This window comes from Pseudomonas sp. AF03-9, from assembly GCF_020515815.1.
In the GTDB taxonomy this organism is placed as follows: Bacteria; Pseudomonadota; Gammaproteobacteria; order Pseudomonadales; family Pseudomonadaceae; genus Aquipseudomonas.
In genome coordinates this window covers 191,498-213,239 of sequence record NZ_JAHPJF010000001.1, presented here as the reverse complement: position 1 = coordinate 213,239, position 21,742 = coordinate 191,498, and the positions used below count along the sequence as shown (strand labels likewise).

16 protein-coding genes and 1 riboswitch are annotated in these 21,742 nt (G+C 61.5%); of the genes, 8 read left to right on the top strand and 8 right to left on the bottom strand.

Annotated elements, in window-relative coordinates; genetic code table 11:
• Positions 1 to 10: 10 nt before the first annotated feature.
• A complete protein-coding gene (locus tag LIY36_RS00950; protein WP_192299940.1) occupies positions 11 to 361 on the top strand; it encodes a RidA family protein in 351 nt (116 codons plus the stop codon).
• Between the two features lie 24 nt (positions 362 to 385).
• On the top strand, positions 386 to 1,288 hold the full coding sequence (locus LIY36_RS00945; RefSeq protein ID WP_226454544.1) for a transporter substrate-binding domain-containing protein: 903 nt from the start codon (positions 386 to 388) through the stop codon (positions 1,286 to 1,288).
• 140 nt (positions 1,289 to 1,428) lie between these two features.
• Here the strand turns inward: LIY36_RS00945 and LIY36_RS00940 are convergent, their stop codons facing one another.
• Both LIY36_RS00940 and LIY36_RS00935 read right to left on the bottom strand, forming a co-directional pair.
• Positions 1,429 to 2,148: a 16S rRNA (uracil(1498)-N(3))-methyltransferase gene (locus LIY36_RS00940; protein ID WP_226454543.1), complete on the bottom strand. Its 720-nt coding sequence runs from the start codon at positions 2,146 to 2,148 to the stop codon at positions 1,429 to 1,431.
• A 69-nt stretch (positions 2,149 to 2,217) separates the two neighbouring features.
• Positions 2,218 to 3,624, bottom strand: coding sequence for an adenosylmethionine--8-amino-7-oxononanoate transaminase (locus LIY36_RS00935; protein ID WP_192299938.1), 1,407 nt, complete (start codon positions 3,622 to 3,624; stop codon positions 2,218 to 2,220).
• 248 nt (positions 3,625 to 3,872) lie between these two features.
• Here LIY36_RS00935 and LIY36_RS00930 point away from each other — a divergent pair, with 248 nt between their 5' ends.
• Positions 3,873 to 4,424, top strand: coding sequence for a cytochrome b (locus tag LIY36_RS00930; protein WP_192299937.1), 552 nt, complete (start codon positions 3,873 to 3,875; stop codon positions 4,422 to 4,424).
• A 32-nt stretch (positions 4,425 to 4,456) separates the two neighbouring features.
• The gene (locus LIY36_RS00925) at positions 4,457 to 5,035 is read left to right on the top strand and encodes a YceI family protein (protein WP_192299936.1); all 579 of its coding nucleotides are present in this window, start codon (positions 4,457 to 4,459) and stop codon (positions 5,033 to 5,035) included.
• A 405-nt stretch (positions 5,036 to 5,440) separates the two neighbouring features.
• Here the strand turns inward: LIY36_RS00925 and LIY36_RS00920 are convergent, their stop codons facing one another.
• The 5 genes from LIY36_RS00920 to ahcY all read right to left on the bottom strand — a co-directional run bounded on the left by LIY36_RS00920 (position 5,441) and on the right by ahcY (position 12,001).
• Positions 5,441 to 7,327 carry a DEAD/DEAH box helicase gene (locus LIY36_RS00920; RefSeq protein WP_226454542.1) on the bottom strand — a complete coding sequence of 629 codons (1,887 nt, stop codon included), beginning with the start codon at positions 7,325 to 7,327 and terminating at the stop codon, positions 5,441 to 5,443.
• Between the two features lie 222 nt (positions 7,328 to 7,549).
• The gene (locus tag LIY36_RS00915) at positions 7,550 to 8,341 is read right to left on the bottom strand and encodes a substrate-binding periplasmic protein (protein WP_226454541.1); all 792 of its coding nucleotides are present in this window, start codon (positions 8,339 to 8,341) and stop codon (positions 7,550 to 7,552) included.
• 63 nt (positions 8,342 to 8,404) lie between these two features.
• Entirely contained in the window at positions 8,405 to 9,487 is a 1,083-nt protein-coding gene (locus tag LIY36_RS00910) for a hypothetical protein (RefSeq protein ID WP_226454540.1), read from the bottom strand.
• An 81-nt stretch (positions 9,488 to 9,568) separates the two neighbouring features.
• On the bottom strand, positions 9,569 to 10,414 hold the full coding sequence (gene metF / locus LIY36_RS00905; RefSeq protein ID WP_226454539.1) for a methylenetetrahydrofolate reductase [NAD(P)H]: 846 nt from the start codon (positions 10,412 to 10,414) through the stop codon (positions 9,569 to 9,571).
• 177 nt (positions 10,415 to 10,591) lie between these two features.
• Positions 10,592 to 12,001 carry an adenosylhomocysteinase gene (gene ahcY, locus LIY36_RS00900; RefSeq protein ID WP_192299931.1) on the bottom strand — a complete coding sequence of 470 codons (1,410 nt, stop codon included), beginning with the start codon at positions 11,999 to 12,001 and terminating at the stop codon, positions 10,592 to 10,594.
• 21 nt (positions 12,002 to 12,022) lie between these two features.
• Positions 12,023 to 12,129, bottom strand: a riboswitch (S-adenosyl-L-homocysteine riboswitch).
• Positions 12,130 to 12,327: 198 nt separating this feature from the next.
• On the opposite strand from ahcY, the gene LIY36_RS00895 reads away from it, so the two are divergent.
• The 4 genes from LIY36_RS00895 to LIY36_RS00880 all read left to right on the top strand — a co-directional run bounded on the left by LIY36_RS00895 (position 12,328) and on the right by LIY36_RS00880 (position 20,406).
• The gene (locus LIY36_RS00895; protein ID WP_122488807.1) at positions 12,328 to 12,732 is read left to right on the top strand and encodes an acyl-CoA thioesterase; all 405 of its coding nucleotides are present in this window, start codon (positions 12,328 to 12,330) and stop codon (positions 12,730 to 12,732) included.
• A gap of 95 nt (positions 12,733 to 12,827) precedes the next feature.
• A complete protein-coding gene (locus LIY36_RS00890; protein WP_226454538.1) occupies positions 12,828 to 14,717 on the top strand; it encodes a patatin-like phospholipase family protein in 1,890 nt (629 codons plus the stop codon).
• Between the two features lie 59 nt (positions 14,718 to 14,776).
• Positions 14,777 to 15,661 (top strand): formate/nitrite transporter family protein, encoded by an 885-nt coding sequence (locus tag LIY36_RS00885; protein WP_226454537.1) that lies wholly within the window; start codon positions 14,777 to 14,779, stop codon positions 15,659 to 15,661.
• Between the two features lie 125 nt (positions 15,662 to 15,786).
• Entirely contained in the window at positions 15,787 to 20,406 is a 4,620-nt protein-coding gene (locus LIY36_RS00880) for a dermonecrotic toxin domain-containing protein (protein ID WP_226454536.1), read from the top strand.
• Here the strand turns inward: LIY36_RS00880 and LIY36_RS00875 are convergent.
• On the bottom strand, positions 20,400 to 21,659 hold the full coding sequence (locus LIY36_RS00875) for a cation:proton antiporter (RefSeq protein WP_226454535.1): 1,260 nt from the start codon (positions 21,657 to 21,659) through the stop codon (positions 20,400 to 20,402). The two genes, LIY36_RS00880 and LIY36_RS00875, sit on opposite strands and share 7 nt — an antisense overlap.
• Positions 21,660 to 21,742 lie beyond the last annotated feature (83 nt).

Below are 21,742 nucleotides of genomic sequence, written 5' to 3'. Positions count from 1 at the left end.
GGATGCCCCCATGACCATCAACCGAATCAGCAGCAATGAACGCCTGAGCGGCGCCGTGACGTTCAAGGACTTGGTGTTCCTCTCCGGCCAGGTGCCAGGCGACGGTGAGGACGTGGCGACGCAAACCCGCGAAGTCCTCGCCAAGATCGATGGGCTGTTGGCCCAGGCAGGCAGCGACAAGGATCATCTGCTCAATGCAACGATTTATCTGAAGGACATCAGCAGCGGTTTTGCACCGATGAACGCGCAGTGGTCTGCGTGGCTTTCGCCAGGCATGGCGCCGACCCGCACCACCCTGCAAGCGGAACTGGCTCGACCCAGTGTGCTGGTGGAAATCAGCGTGATTGCTGTACGTAAATAACTCAAAGACCAACGGAGAATAACAATGAAAAAGATCCTGTTGACCGGCTGCACCCTCGGGCTGTTATTGGCCGCACAGGCCCAAGCGAGCACGGCCCCGCTGGACGGCACACTGGCCAAGATCGCCAGCGCCCAGTCAATCACCCTGGGTTATCGCGATGCGTCGGTGCCGTTTTCCTACGTGGGGGATCACAGTGGCAAACCCATGGGCTATTCGGTGGAGCTGGCGAACAAGATCGTCGAGCGCATCCAGCAGAAAACCGGGGTGGCCAACCTGAATGTGAAGTACAACCTGGTGACATCGCAAACCCGTATCCCGCTGGTGCAGAACGGCACCGTCGACCTGGAATGTGGCTCTACCGGGGTGACCGCCGAGCGGCAGAAACAGGTGGCGTTTTCCTACGGGTTTATCTATGTGAAGGGCCAGTTGCTGACCGCCAAGGACAGCGGCATCAAAGGCTTCGGCGACCTTTCCGGCAAGAACGTGGTGACCACTGCGGGTACCACCAACGAGCGCTTTCTCAAGAGCTACAACGCCGAGCACAAAGCCAACATGTTCGTGATCAGCGCCAAGGACCACGGCGAGGCGTTCAAGATGCTGGAGACCGGCCGCGCGGCGGCGTTCTACATGGATGATGCGTTGCTTTACGGCGAACGTGCCAAGGCCCGGGACCCGCATAACTGGGTGGTGGTAGGCGAGGAGCAGTCGCGGGAGATCTACAGCTGCATGGTGCGCAAGGATGACCCGCAGTTTCTGGCGGTGGTCAACGAGACCCTCGGTGACCTGTACCGCAGTGGGGAAATCAACGGGATTTACCAGCGCTGGTTTGAACAGCCGATTCCGCCCAAGGGCTTGAACCTTGAGTTCCCGATGACCAGCGAGCTGAAGGCGATTATTGCCAAGCCGGTCAGCGATCCGGTGGAGTAGTTGCCTGGCAATCCAATCCAAATGTGGGAGCGGGCTTGCTCGCGAATGCGGTGTGTCAGCCACAGTTAAGCTGACTGACTCACCGCATTCGCGAGCAAGCCCGCTCCCACATTTTTGATTGGGTTTGCAAAGGCAGAGGGTTAGAAATCACCCCATAGCTGTTGAGCGACAGCCAATGCCACCACTGGCGCGGTTTCAGTACGCAACACCCGCGGCCCAAGGCGCGCAGCGTGGTAGCCGGCGGCTTGGGCGACCTCGACTTCATTGTCCGTCAACCCACCCTCAGGCCCGATCAAAAACGCCAGGCTCGATGGCTTGGCATGGCTGACCATCGGCTCGGCCACCGGGTGCAGCACCAGCTTCAACTGCGCCTCGGTCTGCTTCAACCAGTCTGCCAGCAGCAGCGGCGGGTGAATCACCGGCACCGTCGAACGCCCGCATTGCTCGCACGCGCTGATCGCCACCTGGCGCCAGTGCAGCAGGCGTTTGTCGGCGCGCTCGTCCTTGAGGCGCACTTCGCAGCGCTCGCTGAAAATCGGCGTGATCGCGTTGACCCCAAGCTCGGTGGCTTTCTGGATCGCCCAATCCATCCGCTCGCCCCGGGACAGGCCCTGGCCGAGGTGGATGTGCAGCGGGGATTCGGCCTGGCCCGCGAAGCTTTCGCTCAGTTGCACGGTGACGCGCTTCTTGCCGACTTCCAGCAAGCTGCCGAGGAATTCCTGGCCGGAGCCGTCGAACAATTGCACGGCGTCGCCTTCGACCATGCGCAACACGCGGCTGATGTAATGCGCCTGGGCCTCGGGCAGTTCTACGTCGCCGAGGCTCAGCGGGGTGTCGGTGAAAAAGCGGGACAATCTCATTTCTGTTCTCTGGAAAATTCTGTGCAGGAGCAAGATAACGGTGGCGAGGGTGCCTAAAAAGGTGGGGAATCAACCCGGATCGCGAAAGCCTGGGTGGAAGTCCTGTGGCACCGCGACGCTGACGCTGCTGTTGGTGGCGATGTCGATGCCTTCACTGGCCACTTCGGCGAGGAAGTCGATCTGCTCCGGCGTGATCACATATGGCGGCAGGAAGTACACCACGCTGCCCAACGGCCGCAACAGTGCGCCGCGTTCCAGGGCGTGTTCGAACACCTTGAGGCCTCGGCGTTCCTGCCACGGGTAGGCGGTCTTGGTGGCCTTGTCCTGAACCATCTCGATGGCCAGTACCATGCCGGTCTGGCGCACTTCCGAGACGTGCGGGTGGTCGACCAGATGCGCGGTGGCGCTGGCCATGCGCTGGGCCAGGGCCTTGTTGTTTTCGATGACGTTGTCTGTCTCGAAAATATCCAGCGTCGCCAACGCCGCCGCGCACGCCAGCGGGTTGCCGGTGTAGCTGTGGGAATGCAGGAAGGCGCGCAGGGTCGAGTAGTCGTCGTAGAAGGCGTTGTACACGTCATCGGTGGTGAGCACGGCAGCCAGCGGCAGGTAACCGCCGGTGAGGGCCTTGGACAGGCACAGGAAGTCCGGGCGGATGCCGGCCTGTTCGCAAGCGAACATGCTGCCGGTGCGGCCGAAGCCCACGGCGATTTCATCGTGGATCAGGTGTACGCCATAGCGGTCGCAGGCTTCGCGCAGCAGCTTGAGGTACACCGGGTGGTACATGCGCATGCCGCCAGCGCCCTGGATCAGCGGCTCGACGATGACGGCGGCGACGGTGGCGTGGTTTTCCGCCAGGGTCTGTTCCATGACCAGGAACATGTTGCGCGAGTGCTCTTCCCAGCTCATGCCTTCGGGGCGCAGGTAGCAATCCGGGCTGGGCACCTTGAGGGTGTCGAGCAGCAGCGCCTTGTAGGTCTCGGTAAACAGCGGCACGTCGCCCACCGACATCGCGGCGATGGTTTCGCCGTGGTAGCTGTTGGTCAGGGTGACGAAGCGCTTCTTGTCTGGCTGGCCGCGGTTGAGCCAGTAGTGAAAGCTCATTTTCAGCGCGACTTCGATGCACGATGAGCCGTTATCGGCGTAGAAACACCGGGTCAGGCCTGCGGGCGTCATCTTGACCAGGCGCTCGGACAACTCGATCACCGGCTGGTGGCTGAAACCGGCGAGGATCACGTGTTCCAGCTGGTCGACCTGGTCCTTGATGCGCTGGTTGATGCGCGGGTTGGCGTGGCCAAACACGTTGACCCACCAGGAACTGACCGCGTCGAGGTAGCGCTTGCCTTCGAAGTCTTCCAGCCACACGCCTTCGCCGCGCTTGATCGGGATCAGCGGTAGTTGCTGATGGTCTTTCATCTGGGTGCAGGGATGCCACAGCACGGCGAGGTCGCGTTGCATCCACTGGTTATTCAAGCCCATCTTGCATCTCCTCAAGCAACAATCGCGCAAGCCTATGCAATGGGCGGCCGTGTCACAACCCTATAAGAATTAATTCGCGGTAAACGCAGGACGGTCTGTCACGTTTCTTAGGAATAGTCTTAATGCCTTGTTAATTTATTATGCATAGTCTCTTGATCGTATTTCTCGATATTTCAAAGCGAAATTTTCGGCTTTAATTCGATAGGTAAATCGCTAGTCTTGAGCGCAGCTCTTACGGGATTAAGTACATGCAGTTACGCAATTCACCGGCCCGCTACGGCTGGGTCAGCATGGTTTTGCACTGGGGCGTGGCCCTGGTGGTGTTTGGCTTGTTTGCGCTGGGTTTGTGGATGGTCGGCCTCGACTATTACAGCGCCTGGCGCAAAGACGCACCGGACCTGCACAAGAGCATCGGCATCACGCTGTTCGCCATCATGCTGGTGCGTATCGTCTGGCGCCTGGTCAGCCCGCCGCCACCACCGTTGGCCAGCTACAGCCGCATGACTCGCATGGGTGCCGCGTTTGGCCACGCGTTCCTCTATCTCGGGCTGTTTGCCGTGATGATTGCCGGTTACCTGATTTCCACCGCAGACGGTGTCGGGATCCCGGTGTTTGGCCTGTTCGACATTCCCGCCGTGGTTTCCGGGCTACCGGACCAGGCAGATAACGCCGGCCTGGTGCACCTGTACCTGGCCTGGGTGTTGGTGGTCTTCGCCGGCTTGCATGGCGTGGCTGCATTGAAACACCACTTCATTGACCGTGATGCGACCCTCATGCGAATGCTGGGGCGCAAAGCCTGATGTTCAACCTCGACTCACAAGGAATAGAAAGCATGTTGAAAAAGACTCTCGCCGCACTGGCACTCGGTTCTGCGCTGTTGTCCGCCGGTTCCGCGATGGCCGCTGACTACAAGATCGACAAAGAAGGCCAGCATGCCTTCATCGATTGGAAAATCAGCCACCTGGGCTACAGCTACATTCACGGCACCTTCAAGGATTGGGATGGTTCGTTCAGCTGGGATGCCGCCAAGCCTGAAGCCAGCAAGATCGCCGTCGATGTGAAAACCGCCAGCCTGTGGTCCAACCACGCTGAGCGTGACAAGCATATCGCCAGCAAAGACTTCCTGGACGTTGCCAAGTTCGCCGATGCCAAGTTTGTTTCCACCGCGGTTAAACCGACTGGTAAAGACACTGCTGACGTGACCGGCGACCTGACCTTCCACGGCGTGACCAAGCCAGTGACCTTCAAGGCCACGTTCAACGGCGAAGGCAAGGACCCATGGGGCGGTGAACGTGCTGGCTTCAACGCCAAAACCACGGTCAATCTGAACGACTTCGGCATCAAAGGCCCAGGTCCTTCTTCGCAGACCGTTGACCTGGACATCTCGCTGGAAGGTGTAAAGCAGAAGTAATTTCTGCTCGCACATAAAACCGGGTCGAAAGACCCGGTTTTTTTATGCCTGCGAGTTCCAGACAACCATTGAGCTGAAATGGGATCCCCTGTGGGAGATTCTATGGTTGAGGGGAAATGTCTCTACCAGCAGTGCCGCCGCCTTCGCAGCCTCGCTAAAGCTCAGAGGACTAGCCGTGTCTGGGCGATCTCCAGCCGAGTGCTGACAGCCCAGCAACACCAATCAACTGTGGGAGCGGGCTTGCCTGCGAAAGCGGCGGGTCAGGCAGCACATCTTTAACTGACAGACTGCTTTCGCGAGCAAGCCCGCTCCCACACAAGCCCTGGCCCAGGTTTGATCGGCGTCGAGCCCATAAAAAATGCCCCGCCTCAAAAGAGGCGGGGCATTTTTATATCGCGTTGAAACTCAGCGGTTGCGAGTCAGCAGCGCTGGCTTCTCACCACGAGGACGGCCTGGCAGTTGATCCAACTGCTCGGGTGTCGGGAAGCGATCCGCTTTCGACTCCTTGTGGATGATCTTCGGCGCCGGGCCGCCACGCGGGTTTTGCACGGCTGGTTCGGACGAACGTGGCTGGTCGTCACGGGACGGGCGGCGGTTGTTGCTGCGCGAGTCTTCGCGACGCGCCTGGCCGTCACGGGGTGCACCACTGCGTGGGCCGCTGCGCTTGGCCGGTGGCGTACCAGTGGTGCCGCCGCTGCTGTTGCGTGGGGCGTTTTGGCGGCCGCCTTGCGGTTGACCATTGCGCGGTGCACCTGCACCGGCGCCTTGGGCCGGGGCACCTGGACGACGGCCACGGCCTTGGGCCGGTTTGGCTTGGGGCACGTAGTCAACGCGGTTACCGAAGTTGTCCACGTCGTCGTCGAGGAACTCGTCCGGGGCGCGGTCGGCTGCGGCGCGTGGCGGCTGGCTCGGCTGGCGCTGTTCGCGGGCCGGGGTGCCTTCGCGGGGCTTCTGCTCGCGGGCCGGGCGTTCGCCACGGCCGTTGGTCGGCGCTTTTTCCTTGCCGCCCTTGTCCTTGCCCTTGTCGCGACGACCGCCGCCGCCCCCGCCGCCGTTCGGGCCATCGCCCTTCGGACCGCGTGGGTTGCGTGGGTTGCGCACGTCCGGACGCTCGCGCACTTCTGGCTTCTCGGCCTCTACGGCGCTGGCATCGAAGCCCATCAGGTCGCCGTCGGCGATTTTCTGCTTGGTCATGCGCTCGATGCTTTTCAGCAGTTTTTCTTCGTCCGGTGCAACCAGGGAGATGGCTTCACCCGAACGACCGGCACGGCCGGTACGGCCGATGCGGTGCACGTAGTCTTCGTCGACGTTCGGCAGCTCGAAGTTGACCACGTGTGGCAACTGGTCGATGTCCAGGCCACGGGCAGCAATATCGGTCGCCACCAGGATACGCACGCTGCCGGCCTTGAAGTCGGCCAGGGCCTTGGTGCGTGCGTTCTGGCTCTTGTTGCCGTGGATGGCTACGGCGGTGAGGCCGTGCTTGTCCAGGTATTCGGCCAGGCGGTTGGCGCCGTGCTTGGTGCGGGTGAATACCAGCACCTGTTCCCACGCACCGGCAGTGATCAGGTGCGCCAGCAGCGCACGCTTGTGGCTGGCGGCCAGGCGGAACACGCGTTGCTCGATACGCTCGACCGTGGTGTTCGGCGGCGTGACTTCGATGCGTTCCGGGTTGTGCAGCAGTTTGCCGGCCAGGGCGGTGATGTCGTTGGAGAACGTGGCCGAGAACAGCAGGTTCTGGCGTTTGGCCGGCAGGCGCGCGAGGACTTTTTTCACGTCATGGACAAAGCCCATGTCGAGCATGCGGTCGGCTTCGTCCAGTACGAGGATTTCCACGTGGGACAAGTCGACGCTGCCTTGGCCGCACAGGTCGAGCAAACGACCCGGGCAGGCGACCAGCACGTCCACACCACGGGACATGGCCTGAACCTGTGGGTTCATGCCGACGCCGCCGAAGATGCAGGCACTGACGAACTTCAGGTCGCGGGCATACAGCTTGAAGCTGTCGTGCACTTGGGCGGCGAGTTCGCGGGTTGGGGTCAGGACCAATACACGCGGTTGGCGCGGGCCGTGACGCTGGGATTTGTCCGGGTGACCGTTGGGAAACAACCGCTCCAGGATCGGGAGGGCGAAGCCGCCGGTTTTACCAGTACCTGTCTGAGCCGCAACCATCAGGTCGCGACCTTGCAACACGGCGGGAATGGCCCGCTGTTGCACCGGAGTAGGCTCGGTATAGCCCGCTGCCTCGATGGCGCGGACTAAAGCCTCGGAGAGACCGAGGGAAGCAAAGGACATGAGTAATCCTGTTCTAGTTAGGGCTTGGCCCAAAGGGATAATCTTGCCGGGCGTGAATGGCGCTTAGGGGAGCGCAATCCCGTCCGGTCCTGCTGCGTCTGGCGGGCACTCCACCGGCTCGCGCGGGGCTGAAAGCTGCGCTGTAGCGGGGTTGGGTGCCTTTTTCAAGACCTCAGCGGCCGGGCGTAAGCCTGGCGGAAAGGCCGGAGTATAACAGAGCAATCACGGCGCGCTGCTTTCCTGCTGCTCAACGGCGTGTTCCAAGGCCGTACTGGCTTGAAATCCACCGTATTGGGCGCTCAGAGCGATGTACGCGGGCTCCTGCTTGAAACGCTTGAGTTCGGCGGCAAAGCGCTGCACCAGCAGGTCCATGCCCGCGCCCCGGCGTACGGCCAGAAATTGCTGTTGGCGGCTGACCACCACCGGCGCCTGGCTGACTTTGCCCTCCAGGCCCAGGGCCTTGATTACATGCTGGCCGACGCGGCGGTCAGTGATCACCAGATCGACGCGGCCCAGCAGCAATTTGCCGAAGTTGGCTTCGTGGCTGGGTGCCGGTTCGCGGTTGAACAAGCTGGAGCTGCTGAAGGCATCGCCGTAGAGGTAGCCCGGCGAGGTGCCGACTGTCAGGCCGCGCAGGTCGTCAAGGGTGTCGGCAGGGTGGGGGCGGTCGTTGGCGTAGTACAGCACGAACTGGACTTCCGACAGCGGCTCGCTGGGGTAAAGCAGTAGGGTGTCGCGCTCGTGGCTGTGGAAAATATCCAGCGCGCCGTCGGCATGGCCTTGTTCGAGCATCGCCAGGCAGCGCTTCCAGGGCAGGAACTGCCACTCCACGTCGACCCCAAGGCGCTGGAACACGATCACCGTGGTTTCGTAGTCCAGCCCGCGCATGGTGCCGCGGTCGTCATAGACGTAGGGCGCCCAGGGCTCGGTGACAATGCGCAATTTCTCGCCGTAAGCCGCCAGGCTCAAGCAAGTCAAAAGGGCAGCGGTCGCAAGCTTCAGAATCACGGGCATGCCCTGAGGTTACGTCGCTCGGGCCCTAAAGAAAAGCTCTGGCACAAGCATCTGCGGGCTGCGCTATTTTGTCTCCGAGGTCATCAGGTGGGCATGGATCGCCGCACGGCGCTCGCCCAGAATCAGGCGCACCAGGGGATTGGCGAACCAGCGCTCCAGTTGATGAGCATCCACGGGGGATTTCTGCCGCTCTGCCTGATTTTGCCGGGCCTTGTCCCACCAAACCGGGCCGCACGCCTGGTCGAACTCGTTTTCGTGCTCGTAGCAGCCGTAGAGGATTTCGCGAATGAACTGCTGCTTGCGCTTGGGCAGGGCCAGGGTGATCAGCTTGTACATCAGGCGTTGCAGGCGTGGTGGGCGCGGCAGGTGGGCGGAGACCTGGCGAGTGTCGGCCAGGGCGTGCGCGCAGGTCGGTGCGGCACCGTGCTTGGCGATCCACGCCCTGACCTTGGCCCGGAACAGCTGCTTGCGGCTCCAGTAGTGGTGGATCAGGTCCGGGCACTGGCGCACGTTGACGCTGCGGTAGGCGACCACCGACAGGCAGAACTCTTCCAGGGTGTAGGCGCCCTGGGCCAGGGGGAACAGTTCGTCCATCAGTTCGATGGAACGGTCCAGCAGGTGCGCATCCTCGCGAGCCATGCCCATCACGCCGGAGTTGAGCAGTGGCATGTCGTCATCGGCCAGGCCCTTGTCGGCCAGGAGCTGGGCGAGGGTCTCGTACAGCACGCTTTCGCGGTTATCGCCGTACTTGGCGTGGAACGCGTTGCACAGCACGGTGCCGGGGGCGACGCGCTCGAACAGGGCCATGGGCGAGTCGTGGAAAAACGTGTCGGTGTCGATCAGCAGAGCGCGCTCCGCGGTCTCCAGGACCTGGCGCAACAGCACGTGCTTGGTGCGGAAATGGTAGCCGTGGGGCTCGCTCCAGCGTTTGCGGGTGGCGTCGTCCAGGGTGTGGACGTGCACCGGCAGGTCGCGATAGGGCTCGGGGTTGTCGCTGAATACCTGGATGTCCAGGGGCATGTCCTGGGGGCCGCCCAGATGGGACAGGGCACTGGCGATGCTGAATACCGCTTCCTGATGATAGGTCTCGGCGCCGAATACCAGATAAACCAGCTGCGGGCGGGGAGTCGGGGATGCTGTATTCATGTACTGCAGGCTTCCATTCCGGGAGGTATGAACAAAAAAAGCCCCCGTATCAACGAGGGCCCGGGTGCGACCGAACGGGCCTTAGCGTGGCAGCTTGAGGTTGTTCCAGATCGCCAGACTAGGGTCAGCCTGGTTGAGGGTATAGAAGTGCAGGCCGGGTGCACCACCTTGTAACAAACGTTCACACATTTCGCTGATGACCTGCTCGCCGAACGCCTGGATGCTCTTGACGTCGTCGCCGTAGGCTTCCAGTTGTTTGCGCACCCAGCGTGGGATCTCGGCACCGCACGCGTCGGAGAAGCGTGCGAGCTTGCTGTAGTTGGTGATCGGCATGATGCCCGGCACGATCGGGATGTTCACACCCATGGCCCGTACACGCTCGACGAAGTAGAAGTAGCTGTCGGCGTTGAAGAAGTACTGGGTGATCGCGCTGTTGGCGCCGGCGTTGGCCTTGCGCACGAAGTTCTGCAGATCATCTTCGAAATTGCGTGCCTGGGGGTGCATCTCCGGGTAAGCCGCCACTTCGATATGGAAGTGATCGCCGCTTTCTTCACGGATGAAACTCACCAGGTCGTTGGCGTAGCGCAGCTCACCGCTGGCGATACCCATGCCGGATGGCAGGTCGCCACGCAGGGCAACGATACGTTTGATGCCGGCTTGCTTGTATTGGGTCAGCAGGCCGCGCAGGTCGGCCTTGCTGTCGCCCACGCAGGACAAGTGCGGAGCGGCAGGAACTTTGACTTCGCTTTCCAGCTGCAACACGGTATTGATCGTGCGATCACGGGTCGAACCGCCGGCGCCGTAGGTGCAGGAGAAGAAGTCGGGGTTGTAGCTGGCCAACTGCCTGGCAGTCGCCATCAATTTTTCATGCCCAGCATCGGTCTTGGTCGGGAAGAACTCGAAGCTGTAGCGACGGTCTTGGGACATGGTAATAACCCTATGAAACTCAGATACCGGAAGTCATGCACCGATTTAATGTGGGGGCGGGCTTGCTCGCGAAAGCGGTGTGTCAGTCACCGGATGCATTAACTGACATAGCGCATTCGCGGGCAAGCCCGCTCCCACACAAGCCCGCGCCCACAAGGGCAGCGGGCCGCAGGCAAATCAGTAGCGGTAAGCGTGCGGCTTGAACGGACCTTCAACGGTCACGCCGATGTAGTCGGCCTGGGTCTTGGTCAGTTGAGTCACGACGCCGCCAAAGCCGCGGACCATTTCCAGGGCCACTTCTTCGTCGAGTTTCTTCGGCAGTACTTCCACGGTCAGGCGCTCGGCTTTCTGGGCTGGCGACAGGTCGGCGTATTTCTGCTCGAACAGGAAGATCTGCGCCAGTACCTGGTTGGCGAACGAGCCGTCCATGATGCGGCTTGGGTGGCCAGTGGCGTTGCCCAGGTTAACCAGGCGGCCTTCGGCCAGCAGGATCAGGTAGTCGTCGTTCTGCGGGTCGAAATCGCCAGCGCCGGTACGGTGAACCTTGTGCACCTGCGGCTTCACTTCTTCCCATGCCCAGTTCTTGCGCATGAAAGCGGTGTCGATTTCGTTGTCGAAGTGACCGATGTTGCAGACCACGGCGCGCTTCTTCAGGGCCTTGAGCATGTTCGAGTCGCAAACATTGACGTTGCCGGTGGTGGTCACGATCAGGTCGATCTTGCCCAGCAGAGCCTTGTCGATGCTCGCTTCGGTGCCGTCATTGATGCCATCGATGAACGGCGAAACCACTTCGAAGCCGTCCATGCAGGCTTGCATGGCGCAGATCGGGTCAACTTCGGAAACCTTGACGATCATGCCTTCCTGACGCAGGGACTGGGACGAACCCTTGCCCACGTCACCGTAGCCGATCACCAGGGCTTGCTTGCCCGACAGCAGGTGGTCGGTGCCGCGCTTGATGGCGTCGTTCAGGCTGTGACGGCAGCCGTATTTGTTGTCGTTCTTGCTCTTGGTCACCGAGTCGTTGACGTTGATGGCCGGGATTTTCAGCTCGCCCTTGGCCAGCATGTCCAGCAGGCGGTGTACGCCGGTGGTGGTTTCTTCGGTCACGCCGTGGACGCGGTCCAGGATGGCCGGGTATTTCTTGTGCAGCAGCTCGGTCAGGTCGCCGCCGTCGTCGAGGATCATGTTGGCATCCCAAGGCGCGCCATCTTTCAGGATGGTTTGCTCCAGGCACCACTCGTACTCTTCTTCGGTCTCGCCTTTCCAGGCGAATACCGGGATACCGGCAGCAGCGATGGCGGCAGCGGCCTGGTCTTGAGTCGAGAAGATGTTGCAGGACGACCAACGCACTTCGGCACCCAGGGCAACCAGGGTTTCGATCAGCACGGCAGTCTGGATGGTCATGTGGATGCAGCCGAGAATCTTCGCGCCCTTGAGCGGTTGCTCGCTGGCGTATTTGCGGCGCAGACCCATCAGGGCTGGCATTTCGGATTCGGCGATAAAGGTTTCGCGACGGCCCCAGGCAGCGAGGGACATGTCGGCGACTTTGTAGTCGGTGAAATCTGCAGGCGTGTTGACAGCGCTCATAGAGAGCCTCCATTCGTAGTGTGCGAATGGGCGCCGTTGTGCGTTTAGTATCAAGCCCGATGAACCAGGCCGGACAACGCCCCATCCGAGCCTGACAGGTTGAACCTGCTGCAGCGCCCCTCGGACAGGTGGCGGGAAAACGGTAACAAGTGGATATGACCGTTTTGAAACGGCGCCGATTATAGCCGTGTGCGCCGCACTTCCCAAGCCTTTCTGTCGGACACATGAAGATCGCTCATGGACTTGATAGGCAATGCTTCATAGAGCTCTGGCGCGGCCTCTGCCATGATGTCGCCCATCATTCGGCAAGACGCTTTGGAGTGACCATGAACTTCCACACCCGCAAATGGGTAAAACCTGAAGACCTCAACCCCAACGGCACCCTGTTCGGCGGCAGCCTGCTGCGCTGGATCGACGAAGAAGCGGCGATATACGCGATTGTCCAACTGGGCAACCAGCGCGTCGTCACCAAGTACATCTCCGAAATCAACTTCGTCAGCGCCTCGCGCCAGGGCGACATCATCGAACTGGGCATCACCGCCACCGAGTTCGGCCGTACCTCCATCACCCTGACCTGCGAAGTGCGTAACAAGATCACCCGCAAAAGCATCCTCACCGTGGAAAAAATGGTCTTCGTCAACCTCGGCGAAGATGGCTTGCCGGCGCCACACGGGCGTACCGAGATCAAGTACGTGAAGGATCAGTTTCAGGACGAAAGCATCAGCGAGTAGGGGGCTGCGCGGGATAACTATTTCCAGAAGCCACGAGAGGGATCTTTCATCGGCGCTCGCGTTACTCAGGATTAAATCCTGCAGAGAGCGCCACCATGAAAGTCTCACCTACTCCCCTGCTTGTATCCTACCCCGCACCTCAATCCGAGACTGCCGCTGACAAAACCGTATTGGTGGCGAACAGTGGCAAGCGTGCCTTGACCCTCAACCGGTATCGAAATGGCCAGGTAGAAATGCTGCTGTCGCGCCCGCCCGCGACGCAGTTGGTGGCCAGCGGCGGTGGGGCCAAGGGCGTTGCCTATTCCGGAGTGGTGCAGGCCCTGGAGGAGAGGAACGCTCTGCGTGACATCCAGACGGTTTCCGGCTCGTCGGCCGGGGCGATTTATGGCGCGCTACTGGCCAGTGGCATGGGGGCCGAGCGGTTTGACCTGCTGTCGGACAACTTGGAGCTTCCGACGCTGCTCAATAGCGACAGGACCTGGGTCCGGGCGTTGCAGAATGCCTACACCGACGTGGGACGGATGGTGGGTCGCTTACCGGCGCCTGTAGGCGATGTCCTGCAAGCTCTCTACACGCTGCTGCCACGCCTGCAATCCAGCGCGCAGCCCCTGGAACGCTTGATCCGTGACGAGTCGCGCCAGGCGGTGCTGGAACGAATCGCCGAGCTGCCCAGGGACGCGCGTTCGACCAGCACCATGGCCATCGCCGACCGGCTCAGTGCCGGCGGGGCCACTACGTTTGCCGACCTGGAGGCCTTGAGTCGGCAGATTCCTGCAATCAAGCCGCTCAATATCACCGGTACGGCGATGTTTGCCGGCAGACCGCAACTTGTCGTGTTCAACGCCAGCCTGACGCCGGATATGGACATTGCCCGCGCCGCCCACATTTCCGCAGCCCTGCCGATCCTGTTCAAGTCACCGCAAGAGCGGGGGCATGGCTTCCAGGCGCAAGGTGAAAAAACGGCTTTCCAGGACGGCGGCGTCTTGCTCAACACGCCGGTGGCGGACCTGTATCAGCGCCAGCCCCACGGCAACGCAGTGACCGATGTCGAGCGGTTGATCCTGCGATTGGACGACGTGACGGTGCCCAAGCCGGGTGCGGGCCTGATGGATGCGGTCGCGGACGCCGTCACGGGAACCGCACACACCGCCAACGGCGAACTGATGCGCGCTCGGTTGAAGCCCTTTGCCGATCAGACGGTGAGCCTGCCTTTGAATACCGAATTGGGCGATTTCCGCGGCACGCTCAAGGGCACACTCAACTTCGGCATGCCGCAGGATGTAAAAAATCATCTGCAAAAGCGCGCCTTTGATGCGGTGAGCGAGCACTTGGACAAGCGCGAAAACGTACGTGAGCAGTACATGTTTGACTCCGTCCACAGCGCCATTCTGGCCCTGGACGACGAAACGTTGGCCAGTGCCGCACCGGATCTCGCCAAGGACGAAGCCTGCAAGCCGGTGCTGCGTTTCCGGCATGAGGCGCGCCAGGTATTAGCGGCTCTGGACAGCGCCATCAGCGCGTCCAATCAGGGTGATCGGCTGGAACTGAGCGCAGCGCTGGCCAGTGCCTTGCGCAATCTAGACCGCCTGGCTGATCGGCCGGAGTCGCTGGACTGGCTGGCGACGCAACTCAATGCCCCGGGCAACGCCAACTTCCAGCAATTGCTGCAATCGACACACGGGCATATGTCCAAGGTGCTGCGAAGTGGCATGGCTGAGATGAAGCGGCGCGATGTGGCAGCGGCGGCCGATAACCTGGTGCGCGAAGTGATTTATCCATCCTTGTTCCGCTACGGTCAGTCGGATGCCAACGCGACGCTGTTGCGCGACGCCGTGCGTGATCTGGAGCGTGCGACGACGCCAGCCGAAGTGAACCAGGTGCTGGATAACATCATTAACAACTATCAGGCGCGTAACAAACCCTGGGGCAAACTCTTTAGCTCAACCACCGTGGAAATGGCCAAGACCTGGCGCCTTCCGGTTTAAATGAACAGCCACGCTCGCGGCATGTCGTATCTTCAGGCACCCCTTGGACGCACACGATCATGGCCACTCGAGACGACGGCAAGACCCCCAACCTGTCGCGGGAAGAACAACAGGATGTGGACGAGAACCAGCCGCCCCGCGCGGCGGTTCTGCATGAAATCATCCGCACCCAGGGCGACCAGGAGCTAGAGCGCAATGTCGCGGCCTTGTGGTGGTCGGCGTTGGCCGCCGGCCTGACCATGGGCTTGTCGCTGATGGGCATGGGGCTGCTTAATTCGCGGTTGCCGGACGGCGAAGCATTCAAGGTGATCGCCAGCTTCGGCTACTGCGCAGGCTTCCTCGCGGTGATTCTTGCGCGCCAGCAACTGTTCACCGAAAACACCCTGACCGCTGTGTTGCCGGTGATGAGCAAGCCCACCCTGGCCAATGCCGGGCGCCTGTTGCGTTTGTGGACGGTGGTGCTGGTGGGCAACCTGTGCGGTACGTTGCTGGTGGCGTACGTGATGTTGCACTTGCCGATCTTCGACACCAAGACCGACCTGGCTTTTTTGGAGATCGGCCGCAAGGTCATGGAAAACGACCCCGGGCAGATGTTCGCCAAGGGCATCGTCTCCGGCTGGATGATCGCGACCATGGTGTGGATGATCCCGTCGATGGAAAGCGCCAAGCTGTGGATCATCATCCTGATCACCTACCTGATGGCACTGGGCGACTTCACCCATATCGTGGTTGGGTCGGCGGAAGTGTCCTACCTGGTGTTTGCCGGCGAGTTGCCATGGAAGGATTTCTGGCTGGTCTTCGCCGGGCCGACGCTGGCGGGCAATATCATCGGCGGCAGCTTTATTTTTGCGCTGATCAGTCACGCGCAGATCCGCAGTGAAAGCAGTTTGCCTGGCAAAAAAGCCGCGGACCCCAGGCACCCGCAACAGATCGACAAGCAATAACCCGCAGGGTGGTACTCCCTTGTCACCCAGGGTTTCGATAGGTCGGCACGCTGGCTCGGCGGGCTGACTGGCCGAGCTTCACCCACCAGGCATTCAGGGCCCGCGTCTTTTCAAGGACGTGACCAATGGCCAAGACGCCTCATTCGCTGTATCACCTGATGCCCCTGCGGCGAGCCGCCCGGGATATCCAGGCGCTTTTTTCCACTCGATCCTCCCTGCAAGTGATTGCCCTGCAAGCCCTGCAGCGCACACTGCGCGCAACGTACCCCACGGTGGCTATCACGGACACCGCCCCCGTGGTGCTGACGCCGCGCTATCGCTACCAGAACCAGGTGATCGACCTCGCGGGTTACGAACGTTTGACGTTGGTTGATGCGTTGATCAATCGTTTCGTCGACGGTATCTGGGTCGATTACACACGCGGCCAACTGCTGACGGAGCAGCCGGACAGCGAGCCGATCAAGATCTTGGCGTTGAAAAACCTGGACGCCCAGGCGTCCGTCAACCAGCTTGGACCCTTGTTGCTTGAGCATTGCCAGCGGGCGTTGATCGATGACTGGAGCGAGCTGTCCATCGAAGCGCGCAGCCGCTTTGAGTCGCTGTCGCTGCGCTTGAAAGAAACCCTGAGGCAGTTGAGCGTGCCCACGCTTGTCAGCGACCCCGGCCAGCGCCAGATGATCAATGACGTGCTGCAAGTCCCCGACAACAACTTGCGCGGCGGCACTACCCGGGCCTATCTGGTAGACCAATGGGGAGAGGCGGGCAGCGACGCGTTGGAATTGTTGCGCGGCATGGTACTTGTCGGTCCTGCCGGCAGCGGCGAGACACTGCTGCTCTTTACCTTGAGTGCGGGCATTGAAGTGTTTACTTCCCGTGCCGCCTTGGGCGCAGCGTTGCGCACGCGTCTGGCCGGCTTGGCGCCGGGGCGTGCAATGCAATGGCGGCTGTATGAGCCGCGCTCGAATATTTTCGATGGGTTTGCCTTGAGCTTTCTGGCCAAGCAGTTGAGCGACCTGCGGTGGGGCGTTGAGCTGGGGCGTCGATCCCCCTACTGGAGCGCTGCCTTGCTGGACATGGTGCAGTGGCTGGCCACGGGGGATTTCGACAGTTTGCAGCTCGAGACCGACGCTGGGCTGCGCAGGCTTTACGGTGCCCTGCCGGGCTGGGTGAAACAGGCCAGCCGTGAGGTGCGCGGCTTGTTTTCCCAGTATTTGAACAGCTTGGGCAAGCTGTTCAGTCAACCCAACTGGCGCTTTTTCGACGATGGGGTGCCGTCGTTGCTAGCGTTCACCCGGGAGCGGCTGATGGCAGCGTACCCCAAGGCCTCGCCCCTGGAACCGAATGACGTGATCATCACGGTGCATACGGTCAGGGGCGTATCGGCCGTGGGCGGGCTTCCAGTCAAGCTCATCACCACCTTGCTCAAGGTTGCGTTGGAAAACCTGGCGAGCCTGCCGGGAGACTCGATTGAAGTGACGTTGCGTAACGGCGCCGAGCCGCCCCATTGGCTGACGCCTAGCGCCATCAAGCGCTTGGTGAGCGAGGTCGATATCGGCGAGCACTACCCCAACCTAGTGGCGCTAGCGCTCAGGGATTCACCCGCCGAAGTGCGATGGCGCAGCCGCAGCTTTATCGCGCAACTGCGCATTGAACTGCCGCTGCTGGCGCTAGAGTTCTACACCCGTGGCCAATGGGGCTTGAGCCGCAAGGGCTACGAAAGCGTTGTCGCCGTGATGCAGGCACAGGAGATCGATCGCTACCTGGGCAACCAAGTCATCGTGCTCAGGCCCCTGGCGTTCAAGGCCACTGCCAGCGCGTCCGCCGATGTGGTCACTAACATGTTTGTCATCGGGCCCCAGTCCCTCGATGCCGGGCCAGTGGTGTTGTACCGGCCGATGGCGCAGCCCAAGTTGATGGAGTTCGCCAGCCGGCAAGACCTGCTCAAGGCCATCGACCAGCCGGGTGAACTGCAGCAACAGGTGCTGGCCTGGATGAGCGCCGACGCGCGCGCCACTTACCGGGGCAGCGGGTTCCTCGCTCCCCACTTCAATACGATGGACGGGTTGGCGTTGCTGATCGATGCCCTGACCAGCACCCCGGCGATGTTGGCCACTGACAAGGTGCAAGGTGACTACGGGCAACATCTCTATCAAAGCCAGGTGCAGGCAATTCTCGAACAAGCAGACCGGCAGTCGGTGTCCAACCGTGAAAACCTCTGGGCGCGGCGAATGGAGGGGCTGTCGCTGGGGTTGAACAGCGTCATGCCGTTGGTTACAGGGCCGCTGGCGGTGGTCGGATGGTTGCAGGTGGCGTGGTCCGTGCACGAGCAACTCGGCGCCGCCGCTCGCGAGGACAATGAAGATGAGAGCGCAACCTTGGTTGGGTTTTTCCTGAATATGGCGTTGGTGCTGATGCACTACTCCAATGATGCGCTCAGCGATCGCGTCAACAACGCCCGGCGTGAGGGCGAAATCGAGGCGCCGCAACGTCCAGAAATCATCGAGCCCCCCGCGCCGAGCGTGGACAACCCCGTGCAGGAATTGCCGGCCATGGACGCTGCGCGTGACGTGAGCCAGGCTTATATGGCTGTCGAATATGGCTGGTTGCCCACGTCCAGTCGCTTGACGCCTTCCCAACTGGCCGACCTGCAAACCTTCAGGGTGGCCAAGCCCACGGCGGCAACCCGGGTGATCAGCGGTGCCAGGTCCGGCCTGTTGCAGAACGATGGCCAGTGGTACGCCGAGGTTGATGGGAATTGTTACAACGTGAGCATCGAACACGACGACGTACGAGTCGTTGCCGGCAATGGGCGCCGGGGGCCTTGGCTCAAGGCTGATGGTAAAGGGCACTGGAGCCTGGACCTGCGGCTGCGGTTGCGGGGTGGCGCGCCGGGCGCAGACGCCGAGGGCATTGCCCAGGCGCGTGAGCTCAAAAGCCGGTTCGATACGCTCTACGCCCAATACACTGAGGCGCAGATGCCTGGAGCCGCAGTGATCGGGCAATTGCTGGCGGAAGTCGCGTTGTCGGAACGTGTCACGCGGATTGAGCGCGAGATCGATAACGTCGCCCTGTTGCAGCAGCGCGCCAAATTGCTGCTGGGTCTGCTGGAGCAACGCCGCCGTTTGGACGTGGTGCAGGATTACACGGCGCTGCGCCATCACTTCCTGGCAACCCAGGTGAATTGCCTGCGTTTTCAGGTCCGGTTGATGGAGGTTATGCGCAGCACGCGTTACAAGCAGATCAGTGATCCTGCGGAAGTTTACCTGCTTACGCTGCATGAGGTCATGCGGGCCACGTTCCCCGAATCCACGCGTGTTGGCCTTCGTGGGATCGCCAGGTTGCATGGCCAGGCGGTGCAACTGTGCCGTGAGCAGCGCGTGGCCTACGAGGCGCTGCTCGAAACAGTGCGCCCGCAAGATACCCAGATAAGTGCGCTGGATACACCGGAGTGGCGTGGTAAGGCGCCGATTCTGGCCTGGCTTGAAGCCGGGCTGCGGCCGATGGTGCTGCGCTGCGTGTGGGCAAAGGTCGAGGCGCCGGGCGCGCAGGTGTTGAGCCTGCTACAAGACGTCAACCTGCGTTGTCGCTTGAGGCTATCCAGCTACCGCCAGCTCTGTACCAACCAGAACTTCAGCGTTGGCCAGCGCCGCCAATTGCTCGACGAAACCGTCGACGAACTGGCCTGGCTGGATGTGCGCCTCGCACAGGCTGCCGCCATCCCCAGCAGTTTCATCGACCGCGTTGCGCTGGATGAGTATCGCGCCTATATCCAAACAATTCGTGAGGAAATCGTGCAGGACACCCTGCAGTTCTATGCCGAGCAAACCGCGCTGCCGGCCACCAGCGGTACGGTCGCAGAAGGGATTGTCCAGAGTCGCCATTTCGGCGCGTTGGCCGCCACACAACGTGGTTCTTTGGGTGGCAGTTCTTCGAGCGCGCCTGAGGAAGAATCGGTAGAGTTTGTTGACCCCTATACCCGTCATGTTTACGCGCGGTTCGTCAAAACCCAGACAAGTGACGGGGTTGATTGGGTCTACCAGGCAACCCCCGTTGTTCAGGCCATTCACTGGCAACCTCAAGGCTATATCAACAGTTGGCGATTGATCCAGCACGGGACGGACGCTCTGAAGGCGTTGCCAAGCCTGGAGCAAAACATACGGGTTGCGCCTCGGGCGGTGCGGGGCGATCTGGAGTTGCTGGCCGAGCGGATGTTCGAGGACGTACGACGTTCCCTCGCAAGTCGCAAAGATGCAGAACACGTCGATCCGTTGAAAGCGTTGCTGGAGAAGAACCTGACAGACAAGGCCAATGAGCTGATCAAGGCGGGCCGCGAGGCTCATCAACGTATGGTGCTGGCGCGTGAGCCGACCACCACCGGCATCGCTGACCTGCTGGCCGAGGGTGTCGTCGAGATCAAGGAAGTGCCTGAAACCCGACGTGCACCCGGCGCCGGTTCGCCGCCGCTGTTTCGCAGCTTCTACATACAGAAGGTCAAGGCCAGCGGCCAGGTGCCGGAGGTGCTCTGGTTTGCGCACTTCCATTACCCGGCCGATTACAGCGCAGGGGCGCTGGGCTTCAAGTTCGCGCATCTGAAACCTGCAGGCACGCCCGTCGGCAGCTTTGAACAGCGACTACGGGCGGCCCGTGGTGATAACGAGCGGTTATTGTCGATCTTTCGCACCACCATCGAGCCTGAGGCGGCGCAAACACTGTTCTTCAGTAACGAGGAGGCCTCGGCTCAATGAGTTGAGGTGCCAGGCGCGGGCTCGTCGCGGGTCACGCGCTTGACCAGCTTGCCGATGCTCAACCCCTGCAACAGGATCGATGACAGCACCACGATATAGGTGATGCTCAGCAGCAGGTCACGCTCGGGGCCCAATGGCAGTGCCAGAGCCAATGCCACTGAGACCCCGCCGCGCAAACCGCCCCAGGTGAGGATGCGGATAGTGCCGCGGGGCACCGTGCGCCAGCGGCGTAGCAGCAGGATCGCCGGGGCTACCGTCAGCAGACGCGAGAGCAGGATGGCCACTGCGAGCAAGCAGGCAGCGAACACATGCAGCCAGTTGAACGGCAACAGCAGCAACTCCATGCCGATCAAGGCGAACAGCAAGGCGTTGAGCATGTCATCGAGCAATTCCCAGAAACCGTCGAGGTAGCGGCGGGTCATGTCGTTCATTGCCAGCTTGCGGCCCAGGTTGCCAATGATCAGGCCCGCGACCACCATCGCAATCGGTGCCGAGACGTGCAGTTCGGTGGCCAGCGCCGAGCCGCCGATCACCAGGGCAAGGGTCAGCATCACTTCGATCTGGTGCTGCTCGATGCTCTTGATCATCAGGTACACGAGGTAGCCGATCAGGCCGCCGAACACCACGCCGCCAATCGCTTCATGGGCGAACAGCATCGCTGTGGCGCCGACGGTGGGGGTTTCGCCCAGCTGTGCGATGCCGAGCAAGACGGTAAACACCACCACTGCCGTACCGTCGTTGAACAGCGATTCGCCGACGATGGTGGTTTTCAGCGGCTTGGAGGCATTGGCAGTACGCAACACGCCCAGCACCGCAATCGGGTCGGTGGGCGAGATCAGTGCGCCAAACAGCAGGCAGTACAGGAAGCTCACGTGCCAGCCAAACAGGGCAAAGATGTAATACGCCAGGCTGCCGATCACCACGGTGGCGATCAACACGCCAAAGGTCGCGAGCAGGCCGATGGGCCAGCGGTAGCTGCGCAGGTCGTTGAGGTTGACGTGCAGGGCGCCGGCAAACAGCAGGAACGAGAGCATCCAGTTCATCAGCAGGTCGCCGAAGTCGATCTGGCCGATCAATTGCTGGATGCGTTCCTCCAGGCCCGGGTAGCCGAGGACACTCAGGCCTTGCAGGAACAGGGAAAACACCAGGGCCGTGACCATCACACCGATGGTGGGCGGCAGGCCGATAAAACGGAAGTTCACGTAGGTGAGCAGGGTGGTGAGGCAAATAAACGCGGCGACAAGTTCAAGCATCCGGGGTCCTTGGAAGTTGGGTGGCGGATCATTGGTGGGGGGATGGACCGCAGCAGCGGCGGGAGGTTGCAGGGCAAGCGGCA